This is a genomic window from Stenotrophomonas terrae (assembly GCF_039674165.1).
Classification (GTDB): Bacteria; Pseudomonadota; Gammaproteobacteria; order Xanthomonadales; family Xanthomonadaceae; genus Stenotrophomonas; species Stenotrophomonas terrae_A.
The window spans coordinates 35,589-57,313 of sequence record NZ_JBDJMY010000027.1 but is presented as its reverse complement, the minus strand read 5'-3'; the positions used below and the strand labels follow the sequence as shown (position 1 = coordinate 57,313).

General features: G+C 64.6%; 16 protein-coding genes. 6 read left to right on the top strand and 10 right to left on the bottom strand.

The genetic code is table 11. The features are described from left to right. Nucleotides 1-359 precede the first annotated feature (359 nt). The 3 genes from ABE493_RS12750 to ABE493_RS12740 form a co-directional block, all read right to left on the bottom strand. The gene (locus ABE493_RS12750; RefSeq protein ID WP_346499291.1) at nt 360-788 is read right to left on the bottom strand and encodes a VOC family protein; all 429 of its coding nucleotides are present in this window, start codon (nt 786-788) and stop codon (nt 360-362) included. 86 nt (nt 789-874) lie between these two features. After that, a complete protein-coding gene (locus ABE493_RS12745; protein ID WP_346499290.1) occupies nt 875-2,764 on the bottom strand; it encodes an ATP-binding cassette domain-containing protein in 1,890 nt (629 codons plus the stop codon). A 34-nt stretch (nt 2,765-2,798) separates the two neighbouring features. Continuing rightward, entirely contained in the window at nt 2,799-3,704 is a 906-nt protein-coding gene (locus ABE493_RS12740) for a LysR family transcriptional regulator (protein ID WP_346499289.1), read from the bottom strand. A 127-nt stretch (nt 3,705-3,831) separates the two neighbouring features. Between ABE493_RS12740 and ABE493_RS12735 the strand changes: the two genes are divergently transcribed. After that, nucleotides 3,832-4,857 (top strand): YeiH family protein, encoded by a 1,026-nt coding sequence (locus ABE493_RS12735; protein ID WP_346499288.1) that lies wholly within the window; start codon nt 3,832-3,834, stop codon nt 4,855-4,857. Between the two features lie 304 nt (nt 4,858-5,161). Here the strand turns inward: ABE493_RS12735 and lysS are convergent, their stop codons facing one another. Both lysS and prfB read right to left on the bottom strand, forming a co-directional pair. Further along, nucleotides 5,162-6,682 carry a lysine--tRNA ligase gene (gene lysS / locus ABE493_RS12730; RefSeq protein ID WP_346499287.1) on the bottom strand — a complete coding sequence of 507 codons (1,521 nt, stop codon included), beginning with the start codon at nt 6,680-6,682 and terminating at the stop codon, nt 5,162-5,164. A 98-nt stretch (nt 6,683-6,780) separates the two neighbouring features. Continuing rightward, nucleotides 6,781-7,906, bottom strand: a protein-coding gene (gene prfB, locus ABE493_RS12725; protein WP_346499286.1) for a peptide chain release factor 2 whose coding sequence is annotated in 2 segments (ribosomal slippage) — nt 6,781-7,830 and nt 7,832-7,906 — 1,125 coding nt in all. Because the reading frame shifts where the segments join, the coding sequence is not laid out codon by codon here. Nucleotides 7,907-8,078: 172 nt separating this feature from the next. On the opposite strand from prfB, the gene ABE493_RS12720 reads away from it, so the two are divergent. Further along, entirely contained in the window at nt 8,079-9,233 is a 1,155-nt protein-coding gene (locus tag ABE493_RS12720) for an ABC transporter substrate-binding protein (RefSeq protein WP_346499285.1), read from the top strand. A 110-nt stretch (nt 9,234-9,343) separates the two neighbouring features. Next, the gene (locus ABE493_RS12715) at nt 9,344-10,690 is read left to right on the top strand and encodes an ABC transporter substrate-binding protein (RefSeq protein WP_346499284.1); all 1,347 of its coding nucleotides are present in this window, start codon (nt 9,344-9,346) and stop codon (nt 10,688-10,690) included. A 345-nt stretch (nt 10,691-11,035) separates the two neighbouring features. Here ABE493_RS12715 and ABE493_RS12710 read toward each other — a convergent pair whose 3' ends face one another. After that, entirely contained in the window at nt 11,036-13,897 is a 2,862-nt protein-coding gene (locus ABE493_RS12710; RefSeq protein WP_430980772.1) for a VIT domain-containing protein, read from the bottom strand. 183 nt (nt 13,898-14,080) lie between these two features. After that, a complete protein-coding gene (locus ABE493_RS12705; protein WP_346499283.1) occupies nt 14,081-14,986 on the bottom strand; it encodes a LytTR family DNA-binding domain-containing protein in 906 nt (301 codons plus the stop codon). Nucleotides 14,987-15,141: 155 nt separating this feature from the next. Here ABE493_RS12705 and ABE493_RS12700 point away from each other — a divergent pair, with 155 nt between their 5' ends. Then, a complete protein-coding gene (locus tag ABE493_RS12700; RefSeq protein ID WP_346499282.1) occupies nt 15,142-16,329 on the top strand; it encodes an acyltransferase family protein in 1,188 nt (395 codons plus the stop codon). Nucleotides 16,330-16,405: 76 nt separating this feature from the next. Here the strand turns inward: ABE493_RS12700 and ABE493_RS12695 are convergent, their stop codons facing one another. Further along, entirely contained in the window at nt 16,406-17,533 is a 1,128-nt protein-coding gene (locus ABE493_RS12695; RefSeq protein ID WP_346499281.1) for a fatty acid desaturase family protein, read from the bottom strand. A 3-nt stretch (nt 17,534-17,536) separates the two neighbouring features. Beyond that, entirely contained in the window at nt 17,537-18,598 is a 1,062-nt protein-coding gene (locus tag ABE493_RS12690) for a ferredoxin reductase (RefSeq protein WP_346499280.1), read from the bottom strand. Nucleotides 18,599-18,690: 92 nt separating this feature from the next. Between ABE493_RS12690 and fabR the strand changes: the two genes are divergently transcribed. Further along, the gene (gene fabR / locus ABE493_RS12685; protein WP_346499279.1) at nt 18,691-19,353 is read left to right on the top strand and encodes an HTH-type transcriptional repressor FabR; all 663 of its coding nucleotides are present in this window, start codon (nt 18,691-18,693) and stop codon (nt 19,351-19,353) included. Nucleotides 19,354-19,506: 153 nt separating this feature from the next. Here fabR and ABE493_RS12680 read toward each other — a convergent pair whose 3' ends face one another. Next, on the bottom strand, nt 19,507-20,613 hold the full coding sequence (locus tag ABE493_RS12680; protein WP_346499278.1) for a DUF1615 domain-containing protein: 1,107 nt from the start codon (nt 20,611-20,613) through the stop codon (nt 19,507-19,509). A 119-nt stretch (nt 20,614-20,732) separates the two neighbouring features. On the opposite strand from ABE493_RS12680, the gene ABE493_RS12675 reads away from it, so the two are divergent. Beyond that, on the top strand, nt 20,733-21,704 hold the full coding sequence (locus tag ABE493_RS12675) for a hypothetical protein (RefSeq protein WP_346499277.1): 972 nt from the start codon (nt 20,733-20,735) through the stop codon (nt 21,702-21,704). Nucleotides 21,705-21,725 lie beyond the last annotated feature (21 nt).

Sequence of the window (21,725 nt, the reverse complement as noted above, 5' to 3'; positions counted from 1 at the left end):
GCAATGCGCTGCATGCCCTCGACGTACTGAGCCCTCCCTTTGGCGAAGCCAAGGGGAGGGTTGGGAGGGGTGCTTTTGACCTTCGCGCAGAATCCGCCGCGTTCGAAGCGCCAGCGCTACAGCGAAAAGCCCCCCTCCCCAGCCCTCCCCTGCACCTGCGGTGCAAGGGAGGGAGCAAAGCTGCATGCCCTCGACGTACTGAGCCCTCCCTTTGGCGAAGCCAAGGGGAGGGTTGGGAGGGGTGCTTTTGAACTCTGCGCAGAATCCGCCGCGTTCGAAGCGCCAGCGCTACAGCGAAAAGCACCCCTTCCCAACCCTCCCCTGCACCTGCGGTGCAAGGGAGGGAGCAGAACCGTGCTTCAGCCTGCGGCCACCGACGCCGGGCCCTTCAACTCGATGGTGTTTCCATCGGGGTCGCGGAAATACAGCGACAGTCCATCGCCTTCCGCGCCAAAATTGACCTCGGCTGCTGCCGATGGCGTTGCGCCATGCTGGGACAGATACGCAAGCAAGGCCGCTTCATCGAAGGGCTCGATGCGCAGGCATAGATGATCAACGTTGCGCGCTTCCAGCCCCGGCCCGGCACCACCGCGCGCGCCCAAGCTGCCATCAAGGCTGATCAGGTCGATCATCGACGCGCCCGCACGCAGATGCACCAGGCCAAGATGGTCGCGTCGCCGCACCACCTCGCAGCCCAGCACCGTTGAATAGAAAGCTACGCTGCGCTCCAGGTCACGGACCCGGAACACCACATGATCGATACGCTCAACCTCAAACGGTCTTTTCATCCTCACCTCGCAGCATCCATGGACACCATCCTGCCGTCCTCGGCGAGGACGGCAGGTGAAGCAAGGCGTAGACCGTCAGAACAGGCTCAGGCGTCCAGTTCCTGCCAGCGTGCGTAGGCAGCATCCAGCTCGGCCTGCACCTTGGTCAGCTTCTGCGTATGCGCAGTGACTTCGGCACTGGTACGCGTATAGAACGAGGGATCGTTCATTGCCGCGGTCAGGCCTTCCACGTCCAGCTCCAGCTGTTCGATCTTGGCCGGCAGCTGCTCCAGCTCGCGCGCGTCCTTGAAGCTGAGCTTGCGCTTGGGTGCGGCCTCGGCAACCGGAGCGGCCGGTGCGGCAGCAGGTGCCGCCGTCGCCGAAGCCTTGGCCACCGCCATTGCGGTCTGGGTCGGTGCCGGGCGCTGGCGCAGCGAGTCGCTGTAGCCGCCGATGTAATCGCCCACCTTGCCCTCGCCTTCCAGCACCAGCGTGGAGGTCACCACGTTGTCGAGGAAGTCACGGTCATGGCTGACCAACAACAAGGTGCCGGTGTAGTCGCCCAGCAGCTCTTCCAGCAGCTCCAGGGTTTCCACGTCCAGGTCGTTGGTCGGTTCATCCATCACCAGCAGGTTGGACGGCTGGGCGAACAGCTTGGCCAGCAGCAGGCGGTTGCGCTCACCACCGGACAGGCGGGTGATCGGCGCGCGCGCGCGTTCCGGGGTGAACAGGAAGTCCTGCAGGTAAGCGTGCACGTGCTTGCGCTTGCCATTGATGTCGATGAAGTCCGCGCCTTCGGCCACGTTCTCGATCGCACTCCAGTCTTCGCGCAGGGTGGCGCGGTACTGGTCGAAGTAGGCAATCTGCAGGTTGGTGCCCTGCCGCACTTCGCCGCTGTCCGGCTGCAGTTCGCCCAACAGCAGTTTGAGCAAGGTGGTCTTGCCGCTGCCGTTGGGGCCGATCAGGCCGATGCGGTCGCCGCGCAGAATGACGGTCTCGAAATCCTTGATCATCACCCGCTCGCCAAAGGCGAAGTTGATGTTCTTGATGTCGATGACCTTCTTGCCGGAGTTCTCCGCACCGGAGGCTTCCAGCTTGACGTTGCCGCTCAGCTCACGGCGCTGTACGCGCTCGTTGCGCATCGCCTTGAGGCGGCGCACGCGGCCTTCGTCGCGGGTACGGCGGGCCTTGATGCCCTGCCGGATCCACACTTCTTCCTGTGCCAGCAGCTTGTCGAAACGGGCGTTTTCCTGCGCCTGCGCGTTGAGGCGTTCTTCGCGGCGGCGCTCGTAGTTTTCCCAGTCGCCCGGCCAGCTGGTGACCTGGCCGCGATCGATTTCAACAATGCGGGTAGCCAGCGCACGCAGGAAACGGCGGTCATGGGTGACGAACACCACGCAGCCGTTCCAGCCCTTGAGGAAGGTTTCCAGCCAATCGATGGCTTCGATATCCAGGTGGTTGGTCGGCTCGTCGAGCAGCAGCACGTCCGGGCCGGCGACCAGCGCACGCGCCAGCAGCACGCGGCGCTTCATGCCGCCGGACAGGCGGCCGAATTCGGCATCGCCATCCAGGTCGAGCTTGGTCAGGGTTTCCTCGACGCGCTGGTCCAGGCCCCAGCCATCGGCGGCATCGATCTTGGCCTGCACATTGCCCATTGCCTCGCCATCGAAGACTTCGGCGTGGCTCAGGCGATGGAATTCGGCCAGCCAATGGCCGAGTTCGCCCAGGCCATCGGCGACCACGTCGAACACGCTGCCGGCAGCGCCATGCGGCACCTCCTGCTCGAGCCGGGTGACGCGCACGCCCTGCTGCACGCGCACCTCGCCGTCATCGGGCTTGAGCTCGCCGGCCATCAGCTTCATGAGAGTGGATTTGCCGGCGCCGTTGCGGCCGATCAGGGCGATACGCTCGCCAGTCTCGATCGACAGTTCGGCTTTTTCCAGCAACAACGGGCCGCCGACGCTGTAGTCGACGTTCTGCAAGGTAATCAAAGGCATGGGCGTATTGTACGGGCTATGACGGTGGCCGCGCTCAATCGTCGCTAAACACATCCGCCGGCAGCCCCAGCAGCTGGCGCAGACTGGCCGGAATCCGCTTGCCCGGATGGCGTACCACCCACAGCTGGCGCTGCAGCGGCGGCAATGGCGTTGCCAGCACGCGCAGCTTGCCCAGGGTCACCAGATCGGCCACCGCATGCCGCGACAGGCAGGCCAAGCCGAGCCCGGCGACCGCGCCCTGCTTGATCGCCTCGGTGCCGCCCAGCTGCAGCACCTCGGCAAACCCATGCAGATGCGGCAGCAGGGCCTGCTCGGCGGCTTCGCGGGTACCTGAGCCCGGCTCGCGCAACAGCCAGCGGGCCTGCCGCAGCATCGCAAGATCGGCGCCGTTGCTGAACTGTGATGCCAGCGGGTGGCGCTGGCCAAACACGATCACCAGTTCATCCTGCCGCCACTGCGCAACCTCCAGGCCCGGCTCGTGACTGGGCCCTTCGATCAGGCCCACATCCACCTCCAGCCGTTGCACCGCAGTGGTGACCTCGCGGGTGTTGCCGATGACCAGTTCGACCTGGGCGTGCGGATTCAGGTCCTGCAGGTCGGCAATCCGCGCTGGCATCAGGTAATTGCCGATGGTGGTACTGGCGCCCACCTGCCAGCGCACCGCCGCGCCGGTCTGGCTGTCGGCACGGAACCGGCGCTCAATGTCATTCACTCCCGCCAACAAGGCTCGGGCCTGCGGCAGCAGGGCACGGCCATGGCCGTTGAGTACCAGGCGGCGGCCGATACGGTCGAACAGCGCCAACCCCAGCAGGCTTTCCAGCTCGCCCAGCGCCGCACTCACCGCCGATTGCGACAAACCCAGCAGCTCGCCCGCTGCGGTGGTGGTCCCGGCCTCGGCGATCCCCGAGAAGATCTGCAGTTGGCGCAGCGAGAGATGCATGACCTATCCAATAAACTGGTTGATTCAACCAATATTATCCGTTTTACAGGTAATAACCGCGGGTGCAGCATGGGCTATCTTCTGATAACCCAACGTTATGAATACCTCGACTCAACGGCTGACGCCCATGCCTCTCGCCCGCCTCCCCGGCCTGCTGCTGACGGCCACCATCGCCGGCCTGGCAATCTGGCTGGGCACCCTGCCGTGGATGCAGGAGCACGGCATCAGCGCACTGACCCTGGCCATCGTCATCGGTATCGTGCTGGGCAATACCGTTTACCGCAGCATGGCCGCACATGCCGATGCCGGCGTCGGATTTTCCAAGGCCACGCTGCTGCGTGCGGGCATCATTCTCTATGGCCTGCGCCTGACCTTGCAGGATATCGGCCAGGTCGGCCTTGCCGGCGTGCTGATTGATGCCCTGGTGCTGTGCTCGACGTTTGGCCTGGCCTGGTGGCTGGGCACCCGGCTGCTGGGCATGGACCGCAACGCGGCGCTATTGATCGGCGCAGGCAGTTCGATCTGCGGCGCCGCTGCGGTGATGGCCGCCGAGCCGGTGATCAAGGGCCGCGCCGAGCAGGTTGCGGTCGCCGTGGCCACGGTGGTCGTATTCGGCACGGTTGCGATGTTCCTGTATCCCCTGCTTTACCAGTGGGGCGTGTCCGCCGGCTGGATGCCACTGGATGAGACGGCGTTCGGCGTTTTCACCGGCTCCACCGTGCATGAAGTCGCGCAGGTGGTGGCTGCCGGCCGTGCAGTCAGTGAACCTGCCGCCGATGCCGCCGTCATCACCAAGATGGTGCGGGTGATGATGCTGGCGCCGTTCCTGGTGGGTCTGTCAGCACTGCTGGCGCGCGGCCAGAACAGCGGCAGTGGCGAGCGTTCGAAGATCACTATTCCGTGGTTCGCGTTTGGCTTCATTGCCATGGTGGGTTTCAACTCGCTGCAGTTGCTGCCGGCTGAGATGGTGAAGGTGCTGGTGGACCTGGACACTGTGCTGCTGGCGATGGCGATGGCGGCGCTGGGCCTGACCACGCATGCCTCGGCGCTGCGGCAGGCCGGTGCCAAGCCGATGTTGTTGGCCTTGCTGTTGTTTGTCTGGCTGGTGGCTGGCGGCATGTTGATCAATCTGGGGGTGCGGGCTGTGCTGTAGTTGAGTGCAGCCGTGTAGGGCTGAGGCATTAGCGGGAGGGCCTCTGCCGAGCATGGCTCGGCACTACGCTTTCCGCGCGGAAGGGGCAGGTTGCTTCGATTTGTGGCGTTTTAGCCCCTCTCCCGTATGCGGGAGAGGGGTTGGGGTGAGGGCAGCTTTTCGCTGGTAAAGCCCCTGCCGAGCATGGCTCGGCACTACAGGGCCCTTGCCGAGCATGGCTCGGCACTACATTGCACAAAGCAAAAGGCCTTCCCGGTTAGGGGAAGGCCTTTGTTCTTTCAGTTCGCAGCCGAACAGCGCGGGATCAGGCTTCCGGGCGCATGTACGGGAACAGCAGCACGTCGCGGATCGAGGCGCGGCCGGTCAGCATCATCACCAGACGGTCGATGCCAATGCCCAGGCCGCCAGTCGGCGCCATGCCGTATTCCAGCGCGCGGATGTAGTCGGCGTCGTAATGCATGGCTTCGTCGTCGCCACCGTCCTTGGCCTCTACCTGGGCCTGGAAGCGTGCGGCCTGGTCTTCCGGGTCGTTCAACTCGGAGAAGCCGTTGGCCAGCTCCTTACCGTTGACGAACAGCTCGAAGCGATCGGTGTAACCAGCGTCGTTGTCGCTGGCGCGGGCCAGCGGCGAGACTTCGACCGGGTGATCGGTGATGAAGGTCGGCTGGATCAAGGTGTGCTCGACCGTGGCCTCGAAGATTTCCAGCAGCAGCTTGCCCCAGCCGTAACTCGGCTTGACGCGGATCTTCAGGCGCTCGCAATGGCGCAGCAGCGCATCACGATCGGTGCAGTCAGCCGCACTGATTTCCGGGTTGTGGTGACGCACGGCTTCGTCCATGCGCCAGCGACGGAATGCTGGAGCCAGGTCGATCTGCACGCCGTCCCATTCAACGACGGTAGTGCCCAGCACGTTCTGCGCGACATCGCGGATCACGCCTTCGGTCAGGTCCATCACTTCGTTGTACGTGGCGTAGGCCTCGTACAGCTCCATCATGGTGAATTCCGGGTTGTGGCGGGTGCTGACGCCTTCGTTGCGGAAGTTGCGGTTGATTTCGTAGACGCGCTCCAGGCCGCCAACCACCAGGCGCTTCAGGTAAAGCTCCGGTGCCACGCGCAGGTACAGCTGCATGTCCAGCGCGTTGTGGTGGGTGGTGAACGGCTTGGCCGTGGCGCCGCCGGGGATGTAATGCATCATCGGCGTTTCAACTTCGAGGAAGTCGCGGTTGTCCAGCCATGCACGCATCGCGCGGATGATCTTGGAGCGCTTGATGAAGACCTCGCGCGACTCCGGGGTGACAATCAGGTCGACGTAGCGCTGGCGGTAACGCTGCTCCACGTCAGCCAGACCATGCCACTTGTCCGGCAGCGGGCGCAGCGACTTGGTCAACAGGCGGATGCTGCTGGCCTTGACCGACAGTTCGCCGGTCTTGGTGCGGGTCAGGCCGCCTTCGACAGCGATGATGTCGCCCACGTCCCAGCCCTTGAACGCGGCATAGATGTCGCCCAGCGCGGTGGCCTGCAGGAACAGCTGGATGCGGCCGCTCTCGTCCTGGATCTGGGCGAAGCTGGCCTTGCCCATGATGCGCTTGGCCATCAGCCGGCCGGCCATCTTCACCGTGCGGCCGGTGGCTTCCAGCGCTTCGCTGGTCCAGGTCTCGGCATCGGCGTATTCGGCCTGCAGCTTGCCGGCGAAATCCTCGCGGCGGAAATCATTCGGGTAGGCAATACCCTGCCCGCGCAGCGCCGTGAGTTTCGCGCGGCGCTCGGCGATGAGGCTGTTCTCGTCGACGGGGAGCTGCTGCGTTTCAGGGGTCTGGTCGGTCATGGCTTTCATTCAATTTGGGGGAGATGACAAGGTGCGGCCGCAGTGGCCTGCAACCGCACCGTACAACAAGGGAATGGCCCGTGCAGGGCCATTCCGGATCAAGCGTCGATGCGCTTGGCGCCGGCCTGCAGGCCGGACTTGAGGCTGGCCTCGATGAACTCGTCGAGGTCGCCGTCCAGCACCTTCTGCGTGTCGGTCCGTTCAACGCCGGTGCGCAGGTCCTTGATACGGCTCTGGTCGAGCACGTAATTGCGGATCTGGCTGCCCCAGCCGATGTCGGACTTGGTCGCTTCCAGCGCGTCACGCTCGGTGTTGCGCTTCTGCACTTCCAGCTCATAGAGCTTGGCGGCCAGCATCTTCATCGCGGTGTCGCGGTTCTGGTGCTGGCTGCGGCCGATCTGGCAGGCAACCACGGTGTTGGTCGGGATGTGGGTGATACGCACCGCCGACTCGGTCTTGTTGACGTGCTGACCACCGGCACCGGAGGAACGGTACACGTCGGTGCGCAGGTCGGCCGGGTTGATGTCGATTTCGATGTTGTCATCGACTTCCGGCGACACGAATACCGAGGTGAAGCTGGTGTGGCGGCGGTTGTCCGAATCGAACGGCGACTTGCGCACCAGCCGGTGCACGCCGATTTCGGTCTTCAGCCAGCCATAGGCGAACTCGCCCTCGACACGGAAGGTGGCCGACTTGATGCCGGCAACGTCGCCGCCGGACACTTCCATCAGCTCGGTCTTCCAGCCACGCGCTTCACACCAGCGCAGGTACATGCGCAGCATGATTTCCGCCCAATCCTGGGCTTCGGTACCACCGGCACCGGCCTGGATGTCGACGAAGGCGTTGCAGCTGTCCATCTCGCCGGAGAACATGCGCTGGAACTCGAGCTTCTCGATGTGCGCCTGGAACTTGTCCAGGTCGGCCACCACCGCCAGCGCGGTGTCTTCGTCCTGCTCGCTTTCGGCAAGCTCAAGCAATTCGGTGGCTTCGGACAGGCCGTCCAGTACATCGGCAATGCCGGTGACGGTCTTGTCCAGCATCGAGCGTTCACGGCCCAGCGTCTGGGCGTACTCGGGCTTGTTCCAGATATCCGGGTTTTCGAGTTCGCGGGTTACTTCTTCCAGACGTTCTTTCTTGACGTCGTAGTCAAAGATACCCCCTGAGCGATACCACGCGATCAGTCAGATCGGTGATTCGCTGGCGGATGGGATTGAGTTCGATCATGGTCGGTCTAATAAGGCAGACAAGCCGCCAATTCTAGCATCCAGCTGGCCCGGCATCGCCCAGCCGGCAGCGGAATCTGTTCTCGCTGAATAGACACAACTTAACGTTAGAATCTCACCCTGACCCGCCAGGGCGGGAAAAGGAGACATTTCTCACTATGAAGGACCTAAGCTTGAACGCTAGCCACGCCCGCTTGTTTGCTGCTATCGCCATGACCTTGGCACTCACCGCCTGCCAGAAGCTGGGGGGCATTACGGCCGCCGGCGGCGACAAGGCCCAGAACCTGACGGTGGGTGAAACGGTCTCCGGTGAAATCACCTCGTCCAGCACCCTGAATTACAACGACGGCAGCCGTCACCAGGGTTACAAAGTAACCATGAAGAGCGGCGAAGCCGTCTCGCTGGAACTGGGCGGCTCGCTCAGCGGCCAGCTGGCGGTATTCGACGGCCAGAACATGATTGCCAATGCTTCCTCCAGCTCCTCGGGTGAAGGCGACTCCGCCGGCTCGGTCAATCTGGCCTTCCGCGCGCCCAAGGACGGCAGCTACCTGATCGCGGTCAACAGCGCCAGCGCCGATGCCTTCGGCCCGTTCAAGCTCAAGGCCGCCAAGGTGGTGCCGTACGACGGCAAGCCGCTGGGCGCCGACAGCGAGGCAACCGACTGGTTGATGGGTGACAAGCAGGAATACAAGCTCAAGATCGACAAGGCCGGGCTGTACGCCATCACCTTGGAATCCAGTGCATTCGACGCCTACCTGCACCTGAACGGCCGCAACGTCGAGCTGGAAGACGATGACAACGGCGGCAACCTCAATGCCCGCATCCGCACCTACCTGGAGCCGGGTGAGTACACCATCGCGGCCTCCTCGGTGAACGGCAATACCGGCTCGTTCAAGCTCAACGTCAAGTTGACCCCGACCGAAAACGGCCTGGTCACCCGCGACGGCACCGCCCTGACCATTGGCCAGACCGCGCAGTCGATGATGGATTCGCGCGGCCGCCGCACCTTCGTGCTCAACCTGGATGCACCCAAGCACATCCAGTTCGACGCCATCGCCGACGGCTTTGACTCGGTGCTGAAGATCACCGGCCCGGGCGTTGACGAAGAGAACGACGATGGCGGCAACGGCACCAATGCCCAGCTGACCCTGGACCTGCGCGCTGGCCGCTACATTGTTGCGGTCACCAGCCTGGGCAGCCAGCAGGGCGTGTTCGAGCTGGAAACCACCGACCTGGGTGGTGGCGATGTCGCCGCGCCGGCCAACAGCAACCGCAAGGATGCTGCCGAAGAAGCCGCCGCTGACGCTGCTGCTGCCGTCATCAACTAAGCCACACCGCCTATCGCGCCAGCCGGCGTGATGGGTCCACGGCCACGATGCCCGCCCCCGCAGGCGTCGTGGCCGCTTTTTACCCCTGCTTCCAACATCAAGGAGTTCAAGTGAAGCGATTTGCAGCCGGACTGCTGTCCCTTGCCATTGCCGCCGCCGTTCATGCCCCCGCGCATGCCGCCGGCCCTGCCCGCGCACTCGCCATCGATGGCGATGTCACTGGCGAAATCACCTCTTCCAGCCCGGTCAACTACAGCGACGGCACCCGCAGCCAGCTGTTCTCGTTGCAGCTTGGCGCCGGCCAGGCGGTCTCGCTGACCCTGGACGGCGCGCTCAATGGCGCGCTGGCCGTGTTCAACCGTGACGTGCTGGTATCGCGCACCGAAGGCAACCGCGAAGGCAGCACCACGCTGAGCATGCGCGCCGACAAGCCCGGCCAGTACCTGGTGGCCGTCAGCGGCGCCGACGCCCGCGCCTTCGGCCCGTTCCAGCTCTCGGTCGAACCCATCGTCGCCTATGACGGCAAGCCGCTGACCGCTGGCCGCCGCGTCACCGATTGGCTGCGCAACGGCGACAAGACCTTCGTCCTGCAGGTCGACAAGCCGGGCCTGTACACCATCAACCTGGAATCGACCGAGTTCGATGCCCGCCTGGAACTGAGCGGCAACGGCCTCAACCTGGAAGACGATGACGGCGGCAGCAACCTCAACTCGCGCCTGGTCGCCCCGCTGCAGCCGGGCCGCTACACGCTGACGGCCGGTGGCCTGGGCGAGGCCTCCGGGGCGTTCTACCTGGGCGTGGAACAGTCCGACTTCCCCGAAGGCCTGGTCTTCAACGACGGCACCACCCTGCCGCTGGAAGGCACGGTCAGCGGCTTCATCGGCGCCGACGATACCCGCAGCTTCGTGCTGAAGCTGCCGGAACGCCGCCGCGTGCAGTTCGATGCCAGTGGCAAGGACATGGACACCATGCTTACCGTGCAGGGCGGCGACATCACCCTGAGCGATGATGATGGCGGTGGTGGGGTCAACTCGCGCATCAGCCAGGTGCTGGATGCGGGCGAGTACAACGTATCGGTGCGTTCGGTGAACAGCCGTGGCGGCGTGTTCCAGCTGGTCACCGCCACCGCAGCCGCGCCTGATGGCCCGACCCGTCCCGAGCTCAAACTCGGCCGCGAAGTCAGCGGCCAGCTGCGCCCCGGCAACCGCGACCTGTACACCCTTGAGATTCCGCGCAAGGGCAAGTACGTGATCAGCATGACCGCCGGTTCGTCCAGCCTGGACGGCATGATCACGGTGATGCGCAACGGTGAAGAAGTCGCCCAGCAGGATGACAGCGACGACAGCCTGGATCCGAACCTGGAAATCGAGCTGGATGCCGGCCGCTACATCGTGCTCGCGCACAGCTTCGACTCCAACGCCAGCGGCAGCTACCGCCTGCTTGCCCGCCGCAAGTAAGCAGCCGTAACCAAAAGCCCGGTGCCAGAGATCTGGCATCGGGCTTTTTTTGTGGGAGCGGCGTCAGCCGCGAAGTCGGCGCAGTTCCAAATCATGTTGACTGTGCTTTGGCGGTATCTGTGGGCTTCGCGGCTGCCGCCGCTCCTACAAACAGACGGCAGACCGGTTCGCAATCCTCGCAGCGCTGTCCCAGACCCGATGCCAGATCCCTGGCATCGGGCTTTTTTTGTGGGAGCGGCGTCAGCCGCGAAGCTGACGTTGCCAATCCCTCGTGCTGATGCCTTGTTTGCTTCGCGGCTTACGCCGCTCCCACAAACAACAAACAGCGGATTGCTACAAACAGCCTCAGCGCACTTCGAACTCGCCTACCAACACGGTGTCGGTGGCATCGTGCAGGCGCATGGTTACCGCCTTGTCCTGCTGCTGCGGCGTGCCCCAATGGGTACTCAGGCGCAGCATCAACGTTGCCGGGCCGGTGACCAGCTGCTGACGGCTGCCGAAGTAATTGGCCTCCACCTTGTAGATGCCGGGCTTGGCATCGCGCAGCGAGAACTGCTCCGGGCCGTAGCCGCCGGTGAAATCCTGCGACATCTGCCCACCTTGATAAGTCAGGCGATTGGCGTAGTAGGCGCGCTCACCATCGGGATCGGTGACCCACAGGTCCATGTCGCTGTTGTCGACATCCCAGGCCAGCACCACCCGCAGATCCAGCGGCATCGCCTTGCGCAGGCGCGGATCAACCTGCTTCGCATCCAGCGCCGAGCCACCGCGCGCCAGCAGATTGGTCAGCTCGTCGAGCGCGATCAAGGCAACGCCATCGAAGCGCCCATCCCATTGCCGCTGCACCACCTGATAGAGCGGATCAATCGCCTGCTGCGGGCGCCCTGCCGCCTCCAGCGCCAAGCCAAGGTCGCGGAAGCTCTGCGGCTCGTCATCGGCCATCGCCAGTACCTGCTCGAACACCGGCACCGCCAGCCCCGGCTGATCGGCCTGCATCAGGCGATAACCGAGCACCCGCAACAGATGGCGGTTGTCCAGTTCCATTTCGGCCAGGTTGGACAGCACCCGCAGCGCCAGTTCGCGCTGGCCGGCAGCCAGCAGCATATCGGCCACATCCAGGAAGAACGCACTGCTGTCGGCATTGGCGTCACGTTCGTCCAGATACCAGGCGTACAACTCGCCGGCAGGTGCCTTGCGCAGGCGCTGGGCTATTGGCGAGTCCGGCTCCCATGCGGCCAGCTTGATCTGTACCGCACCGGAGTTGACCGGCTCGTCGACGCCCGCCGCCGCAACAGCGCTATCGGCGACCCTGAACTGATCGGAGACCGCTGCCTCAGCCACCATTGCAGCCGCCGGGGCGGGTGCCGGTGGTGGCGCCATCGCCATTACCGGCGACGGGGGCGGCGCACTTGCACGCCGCGCCGTCTGGTTCGTCGTCTTTGCAACTTTCAACGCCGAGTCCTTCGGCCAACGCTTCGACCACCAGCTCTGCCGCTGCTGCCACTGTTCGGCCACCTGATCCAGATGGGTCCGTCGCGCCTCATCGCGGTCGGCGACCTGACGGGCGAAACGACGGTCATATTCAGCACGCAACCCAGCCGGCGGCCGGATCGCGTAACGCAGGTAATCCTCGATCGTATCCAGCACAAGCAGCGAACTGCCTTCACTGACCATGCCGAACTGCTGCGACAGCAACTGCATGGCCTCGCGATTGCCGCGCGGGTCCGCCGCCAGCTGCTGCAAGCGCGCCTGCGCCCACAGCCCTGCGACCAAACCGCCATCGGTATTGGCGGGACCGACACTCAGCTCCTGCCATTGCCCGCCATTGACGCGTACCCGCAACGCCGCTGGCGCAGCGTCAGTCCGCGCAGACAACCACAGCCAGCCCTGTTCCAGACTGCGACGATCAACCACCACATCGTGCAGGCCCGGGGCGGGTGCAACGTCCACCGTCGGCGGCACGGCCAACAAGCGACGAGCCGCCGCGCCCACCTCATCGGATTCCAGCTGCACCAGCGCGCCGCCACTGGCCTCGCTCCAGCCACGCAGGCGTGCCGTGTCGGCACCGGCCACGGCGCTGCTGATGGCAAACAGGCGCTGATCTGCCGCCAATGCCGGCAGCGTTGCTGGCCCCCAATTGCTCAAGCCATCACTGAACAACAGGTACTCGCCAAGCTCCGCCCTGGGCATCCACGCCGCCAGCGCGCTGGCGCCATCGTTGGGTGCCTGTTCCAGCACACGCCGCAAGGCGCTCCAATCACCCTTGCGAATGCTGAAACGACGCTCCGCTTCCGCTTTGTCGCGCAGAACCGTCAGCACCACGCTGCCCTCGCCCATCGCTGCGAAATAACGGTCCAGCAGCGCGAACTCACGTGCACGGTTGCGCGTGCCCGCCGAGCCGGAGGCGTCCCACAGCAGGCCGATCCGTGACGGCAGGCGGCGCAGAGCAGGCGCTGCCACCGGCAGCTGCGCCAGCAGATAGTGTTGGCCGTCGTAACGGGCAGCCTGCAAAGACGACTGCAACCGGGCAGGCAGCTGCCATTGCAGCTGTGCCGGCAATTGCCGGCCACTACCCTGCCAATCCAGGCCACCGGCCATCAAGCGGAAAGGCGCCTGGCCCAGCTTGTCGGCACCGGCCGCACGCAGTCGCAGGCTTACCTCGCCTGCCGTAGATGCGAACTGCAAGGGCAGCCGCCACTGCCAGCCCTGGCCGGTAAGCGGCATCGCTTCACGGATGGTCAGCTGTACCCGCCGGCTGCCACCTGCCGGCAAGGGATAGATGCGCAGCCGGAATTGGTTGCCGGCGGTCTGTTCCAGCAGCGCCGGGTCCTGGCCCTGCCGGGTGATCGCCTCGAACACCTGCCGGCCGCGTTCCTTCGGCACCGGCACCGCGTCCCGCAGTTGCCCGTCGATATCCAGGGCGAAGCCGCTGATCTGTTGGCCATCGGCCAGCGGAAACTGCAGCTCCCCCTCCATCACCCGCCGGTTGGGATTGTGGAAAACCAGCTCTATCCGGGTCTGGGCAATACCCGCCTGTACCTCGCCATCGATGCTCGCCTGTCGCAGCTCGATTGGCTGCTCGGCCTCGGAGACCGCAATAAGTACCGGCGGCCGGAGGATCTGCCTGCCCTGCTGCGCAACCGCTGGCGCCATTGCGCCCAGCAACATGCCCACCATCCAACACCGCCGCCAGTCAACCAGGCTCATCGCAGTACTCCGTCCAAGGGTTGGGACATCAAACGCGCCACCAGCCAAAACTGGGTTGGCGGTACGGCCCAGCAGCCAACCCGCCCCTGTGGTGGCAGTCCGCCTGGCACAAGCCCCTTCCCCTTGCCCGGCGCATTGTGCCGGGTTTCGACGACGGACAACCCCAGCCGCGCCGGCGCCCGCTCAGGCCTGGAGCGAGAGCTCCCCGTCCTCGCTCAGGCGCGACTTGAGCAGCGGCAGATAGCGCCGACTGCAGGCAACCGTCTTGCCGTCGGCCATATGCAGCAAGGCCTCGCCACCCTCAAGCGGTTCGATCGATACCAGATGCGCGAGGTTGATCAGCCAACTGCGGTGGACACGGATGAAGCAGGTGGCATCCAGCTTCAGCTCCAGCGCGGCCATGGTGATGCGCAGCGGATAGTCGTGGCCGCGCAAATGCAGATTGACGTAGTTGCCGGCGGCCTGCGCCCATTCGATGTCTGCCGTTGCGATCAGGAAGTCGCGGCCCAGCTTGCGTACCAGCAACCGCTCTGGGTGCTCGATCGGCTCCACCGGCGGGCCGGCGTCAGGCGCGGCCAGCAATTGCGCTTCGCCCTGCAGGCGCCTGCGCAGGAAACGGTAGCCGTCGATGCAGAACAGGATCGCCGCGTAGGTCCGCACATCCTTGAGGTATTCGTACACCAGCTCATCAAGCCAGGAGCCGATGTGATAACGCTCCCCTACAGCGGCATAGGCAAGCATTCTCAGTGCAAACATGGCCAGCACATGCAGCAGCGAGATCGGCACACTGGCCAATAGATACCAGGGCAGGCGCCGCCGCCAGTTGTCCAGATGCAGGGGCCAGCGACGGCTGAACCAGACGATCGCCGGTACCAGCAACAACAACCACACCAGCCCGCTGGAGAACTCCCAGACCCACGGCTCCCACCATTGCATGGAGGCGGCACCGGAGCGGTTGGCATCCATCCATGTGGTGATCGCGTTGCCACTGCAGTTGATCAACACCAGCAGCAACCAGAACAGCAACTCCAGGCTCCGCCGCCAGGCAGCGGAGCGAATCAACAGCGTGGGCGATGTGGCTTGGCTCATCGGCGCATTCTAGACGGCCTCGCCGCTGCAGCCCTCGCTCGCCATCCCCTGATCGCCTCCATTCGTCCCTGGACACCCGCAGGCCGGCCCTTCCGCTCCACGCCAGCTGCCCATCCCGGCTTGAATGGCGGTCTTCTCCATGCCTTGGACACGTAATGCACAGGCGCCACGATCTGGATTGGCTGCGGGTAATCGCCTTTGGTCTGTTGGTGCTCTACCACGTGGGCATGTACTACGTGAGCTGGGACTGGCACGTCAAAAGCCCGGCAGCGAGCATCACCCTGGAACCACTGATGCTGCTGACCTCGCCGTGGCGGATGTCATTGCTGTTTCTGATTTCCGGCGTCGCCACCGCTTTCATGTTTGAACACCGGCCTGACGGCCTGCTGCGACGCCGTTCCCGGCAGCTGTTGCTGCCCCTGCTGTTCGGAATGGCGGTGATCGTGCCACCGCAGGCCTATTACCAGGTGGTCGAACAACTGCCCGGCGGTTACAACGAATCGTACTGGGCGTTTTACGGCAAGTACCTCAGCGGCTACCACGGCTTCTGCGACAGCGATGGTTGCCTGCGCCTGCCCACCTGGAACCATCTCTGGTTCCTGCCGTATCTCTGGGCCTATACCGTACTGGCGTGGCTGCTGTGGCGGCTGCTGCCGGCAACTGCCCTGCACCGCCTGCGGCAGTGGGCCAGCACGGCCCTGCACGGCCGGGGCGCACTGCTTGTGCCGGTGCTGGTTCTGGCGGCCGCGCGCCTGCTGCTGGTCAACCGCTTCGAGCAGACCCATGCCCTGGTCGACGACTGGTACAACCACGCCCAGTACGGCAGCGTCTTTCTGATCGGGTTCCTGGCCGCGTTCAGCACTGGATTCTGGGCATCGCTGCAGCGCCTGCGCTGGCTGTCACTGGCCTTGGCCGGGCTTGGTTACGCCGCACTGATCCATGTCTGGTACTTCTCCGGCTACAACGATGCGCAACCGCCGCCGCTGGAGTTGCGGCTGGCACTGCGCATTGTCTGGGCGGTGGACCAATGGTGCGCGATCGCAGCACTGTTGGGCTTTGCCTACCGTTGGCGCAGCGCCGACAGCCCGCTGCTGCGCTACCTCACCCTGGCGGTGTTCCCGCTCTACATCCTGCACCAGAGCGTGATCGTGGTGCTGGCACACAAGCTCAAGCCCTTGCAGCTCGAACCCGGCATCGAGGCGCTGATACTGATCACCGCGACGTTTGCCTTGTGTCTGGCTGCCTATGCATTGATACGGCGCTGCGCGCCATTGCGGCCGCTGTTCGGATTGCCAGCGGCGGCACAGCCCGCCCGCACGGCAGCACGCCCGGTCAGCGACTAGCGACTAGTGCTGGGGCTGGCCTTGCTGCAGATGTGAACCGCAACCGGAACTTCCGGCTGCGGCGTACTGGCCGCGCTCAGCCGGCTTCGGCTTGCTGCTGGGCTACCAGCGGCCGCTCTGGCGCCGGCTTGCTGGGGAAGGCATGGCGCAGGATGCGCCACATCACCTGGCCGAACTGGCGCGGCAGCGAACCGGTGTTGTAGTGCTGGCCGTAGCGCGCGCAGATACCCTTCACCTCCACCGCCATCGCCGCATAGCGGTTGGCCGGGATATCCGGATAGAAGTGGTGCTCGATCTGATGGCTGAGGTTGCCGGTCATCACGTCCATCCACTTGCCGCCGGTCAGGTTGGACGAGCCACGCAGCTGGCGCAGATACCAATGGCCACGGCCTTCGTTGCGAATGGATTCTTTGGGGAAAGTCTCGGCATCGGCGGTGAAGTGACCGCAGAAGATCACTACATACGTCCACACATTGCGGATGATGTTGGCTGCCACATTGCCCAGCAGCACCGGCAGGAAGAACGGGCCAGCCAATGCCGGGAACAGCACGTAGTCCTTGAGAATCTGCAGCATTGCCTTTCGGCCGACCGGCCGCGCCTGCTTCCACAGCTGCTTGAGGGTCATCTTGCCAACCAGCACGCGGCCGATGCGCAGATCCTGTATGGCGATGCCCCACTCGAACAGCAGCGCGAACACCACCGCGACGAAGGGCTGGGCAAGGAAGAACGGGTGCCAGCGCTGCTCCGGGAAGATCCGCAACAGGCCGTAGCCGATGTCGTCATCCAGGCCGCGCACATTGGTATAGGTGTGGTGGCGGAAGTTGTGGGTCTTGCGCCAATTTTCAGAGGTGCCGGCAATATCCCATTCGTAGGTCTTGCCCTGCAGCTGCGGGTCGCCCATCCAGTCGTACTGGCCATGGATGATGTTGTGCGCCAGTTCCATGTTCTCCAGGATCTTGGACAGGCCAAGCAACAGCACGCCGGCAATCCATGCCGGCACCAGCACGCTGTGCACGAACGCCCCCAAGAACAGCAGTGCCCGCCCGGCAACACCGGTCCAGCGCACCGCAGCGACAATCCGCCGGATGTAGCGGGCATCACTGGCGCCTAGCAAGGCCTGGTGCCTTGCGCGCACGCCATCGAGTTCATCGCCAAAGGCCTGCAGTTCGGCAGGCGACAGCACGCGGTTGTGCACGGAGGACATGACTTACAACTCCAGGGTCAGATCGGTACTGGCGCTGTTGACGCACAGTTTGAGCGGAACGGAAGGCTCGCTGTCGTAATCGCCGGTCAGCGTATGCCGGGTGATGCCCGAGGTTTTCCCGCAGACGCAGGTATTGCAGATGCCCATGCGGCAGCCACTGGCCGGCTGGATGCCAGCCGCTTCCAGCGCCGGCAACAAGGCCACACCGCGCGCTACGGTCAGCGTGCGGCCGCTCTTGAGCAGCTGCACCTGCACACTGCCCTGCTCCACCTCGGCCAGTTGCGGGCTGCTGAATGCCTCGCTGTCGAATTGCGCAACCTGGGCCTGCAGGCGCGTACGCGCAGCATCGACAAAGCCGCCCGGGCCGCAGGCCAGCACATGCGCGCCGGCCAGCTCGCCGATATCGGAAAGATCGTAGTTGTCTATCCGCGCAGCCGGCGCAACGGCATCAGCGGTCACTGCCAGATGCAGGCGGAACGCAGGATGCTGCGCAGCGATGGCAAGGAACTCGTCGACAAAGCACAGCTGCTCGCGCTGACGCGCCCAGTAGATCAGGTCGACCGGCGTGCTCATGCCCTGACTGGCAAGCTGGCGCAGCAAGGCGCGCATCGGGGTAATGCCACTGCCTGCCGCCAGCAGCACCAGCCTTGGGAGCGGGCCTACCGGCAGCTGCATTTCGCCAAAGGCTTGGCCCAGCGTGAAGATGTCACCGATGGCCGCATCGTCAGCCAGATGCTGACTGAGCTTGCCACCGGCAATGCGCTTGACGGTGATTGCAAGGCGCCCGTTCTCCAGCAGGGTCGGGCTGTAACTGCGGGTAGTCAGGCGGCCGTCCAGCTCTACGGCCAGATTGACGTGCTGCCCCGCCTGCAGCCCACGGAAATGCCGGTTGGGCTGCAACTCAAGGGTTACCGCATCGGCGCTGGCACTGTGCCGCGCCAGCAGGCGCGCCAACGGCCGCCGCAGCGTCCACAGCGGATGCACCCGGGTAGCCCAGAAATCAAAGAAACCTTCACTCAGCCACGGGATCGGTGGTGGCGCGGTATTGCGGTAGACGGCACTCATGGCTGCACTATACGGCCGAGCATACAGCTGTGTATACACTTGTATATTCGCTGTACAGGCTATGATTCACGGACCTGACCGGCCAGAGCCTCATGACAGCACGCGACCAGCCCCTGCCCGCACACGATGACCTGCACCCCGCGCGCAAGGCCTCCATCTCGCGTGACGACCTGCTGGCCGCTGCGTTGTCGTTGATCGGCCCGCACCGCAGCGTGTCCACGCTCAGCCTGCGCGAGGTGGCGCGCGAAGCCGGCATCGCGCCCAATTCGTTCTATCGCCAGTTCCGTGACATGGACGAACTGACGGTGGCGCTGATCGATCTGGCCGGCCGTTCATTGCGCACCATCATCGGCCAGGCACGGCTGCGCGCAGCCGACAGCAACCGTGGCGTGATCCGGCTGTCGGTGGAAACCTTCATGGAGCAACTGCGCGCCGATGACCGTCTGATGCATGTGCTGCTGCGCGAAGGCACGGCCGGCTCGGATGCGTTCAAGCAGGCGGTGGACCGCGAGCTGGGCTATTTCGAAGAAGAACTGAAAGCCGACCTGGTGCGCTTGGCCGCGCTGGATGGCGCAACCCTGCATGAGCCGGCACTGGCCGCCAAGGCGATTACCCGCCTGGTGTTCGCCATGGGCGGCAGCGCGATCGACCTGCCCGAAGAGCGCGACCCGGAGTTGATCGAGGAAATGTCGCAGATGATCCGCATGATCATCACCGGCGCACGCGCGCTGGCACGGCATCCGGTCAGGGACTGAAGCTGCAGGCTGTTGTAGGAGCGGCGTGAGCCGCGAAGCTGGTGATCCGACCGATCACTCGGTATTCCTGCAACTTCATTGGCATTAGCTTCGCGGCTTACGCCGCTCCCACAATGGCCTATCGGTGACGGTTCTGCCGAGCATGGATCGGCACTACCGTTGCAGGCATTGGCGGTAGCGCGTGTCCACGCGGTTGGCGAACCATTCGGTGGTCAGTTCTCGGGTGATCTTGGGGCTGTCCAGGCGGATACCCGGTATAACCGCGCGTGGCAGCGCCGTGCCTGCACGCGCATCAGCCAACGCAAACACCTGCGAATGCAGGGCGCTGTCACTGAACTCCAAACGGTCGGCCTGCGCAAGCGCGCGGCGGATCTGACGCTCATCCAAGCCCAACTGCGGCGCGAGACTGCGCACCGCGCGCTCGGTCTGGCTTGGCTTGTCGATTGGCGCATCCGGCACCAGTAGATCGCCATCCAATGCCAGCGGCGCCCCGGTCAAGCGGACAACCGCGGCCTGGAATGCGGCGTTGCGGCTGGCATAGCGGCCTGCGTTGTAATCGGCGAAACGATGCACCTTCTGCGTGTACGGCGTCTGGTATCCGAGCAGGTGAGCGGTTCCGAAATACACACCACCGCGACGGGTAAAAACTTCATCACGAATGCTGCGCGTCACCGGATACGGGTAGTCCTGCGCGTTGGCCTGCGCAAACGCGATGCCGACCTGCATCGCGCCGCCGGTCTGCACGGGATTCTTGCCGGCAAACAGGCGTTGCCCCATCGGTACGCGGCCGATGATTTCCTCGTAAAGTTCACTGAGGTCACGCTCACTGCGTACCCGCGCCAGCCGCTCCGCATAACTGCGGCCATCGCTGGCTTTCATTTTCAAACCTGTGTCCACCAGCAGTTTGGGCACATGCAACGCGGCAGCGCGGCGGTCTATCTCGCCCCTGGCAATACGCGGCAGATCCGGCACCTCCGGATTGGCACGGTAACCGGATTCCTGCTCGATCACCGCCAGCACCGCGCAGATGTTTTCCGGGTTGGCGGGCAGGTGCTGCGCAGCCAGCGCCGTCTGGATATCGGCCGCCCAGCCGGCGCGCTCACCCACCCGGGTCGGAATGCGGCGCTCGATATCTGCCCGCACCACATCCGCAGCAGGGCCGACAGGTGCAGTGGGCACGCTGGCGCAGCCGACCAACAGCGCGAAACCTGCGCCAGCCATCAACAGACGCTGCCACACCATCATTCCTGTACCACCCATGCCCGTACCCCGCACCGTCTCACCGATGCGCGACCCTAGCGCGTCCGCGCTTGCCACGAAAGCACGACCGCCGTTCAGCGTGGCACACTGCGCGCACGAACTACCGGAGCTGCAACGGAATGCCAACGCCCCGCCCTCGCCGCCATCGGCTGCTGAGCTGCATCGTCGCCTGCCTGTTGTTGACGGCCTGCGGCGAGAAAACCGAACAACAACAGCTGGACGCTCTGCGCGACAGCTTCACCTACAAGCGCTACCGGCAGGTCTCGCACAAGGGATTGCCCGCCGCCTATGCTACCTGGGCGCTGAGCAGCCAATTGACCAATGGGAAGCCGGTACCGCCACTCACGCAGGGCAACGAATGCCTGGCGCACGTCCTGCTCGGCTACAGCGCACTGACCGCGAACCGCGGCACCCTGGCCATCGCCGAGGCCGACATCGTTGATGCCCTGCCGGCCTGCCGCGACCTGGATCAGGTCAGTGCGGCACTGCGCTCGGTAGCATTCCAGCGCCTTGAGTGGCCGCAACTGGCGCGCGGACAAAGTGAACTGGCAACCTACGGCGGCCCGCGCAGCAGTGCCGTCAATGCCGAGCAGGCGCTGGTGCAAGCCCTCGTCATCCATGCCGTGCTCGGCTACGCCGCGCTGGCGGACAAGGACGCGGCGCGCGCCCAGGTACACGTGGAAGCCATCGCGCTGATTTTGGAACTGCCGTGGCTGATCGAGCTAAGCAACGCCGGACTGGCAATCCAGCAGGGCGATCTGCGGCAGGGCCTGGTGGCACTGAAGCGGCTGTCCAATGATCCGCACGTCCCGGCCGAGGTGCGCGACTATCTGCAGCAGGTGATCGGCGAGATCGAAGCCGAGACCGGCAGCGTCGACTCTTCCCTTTGGGCTGCCCGCGTGTTCGCGATGATCGTGTGGCGCGAAGCACGCCTGCATGGCCCGCAGAGCATGCGCAGTCTTATCGGTTTCGTCGACCAGCAGAACGGCAAGCTTGGGCAGATGACCGAAGAGGGCAAGGGCATGCTCGCCGGTTGGTGGGACAGCGCCCGCAACCTGCTGCGCAGTGAAAATCCACCCGCCAGGGATTGAACCCAGCCACCCTTGCTATTG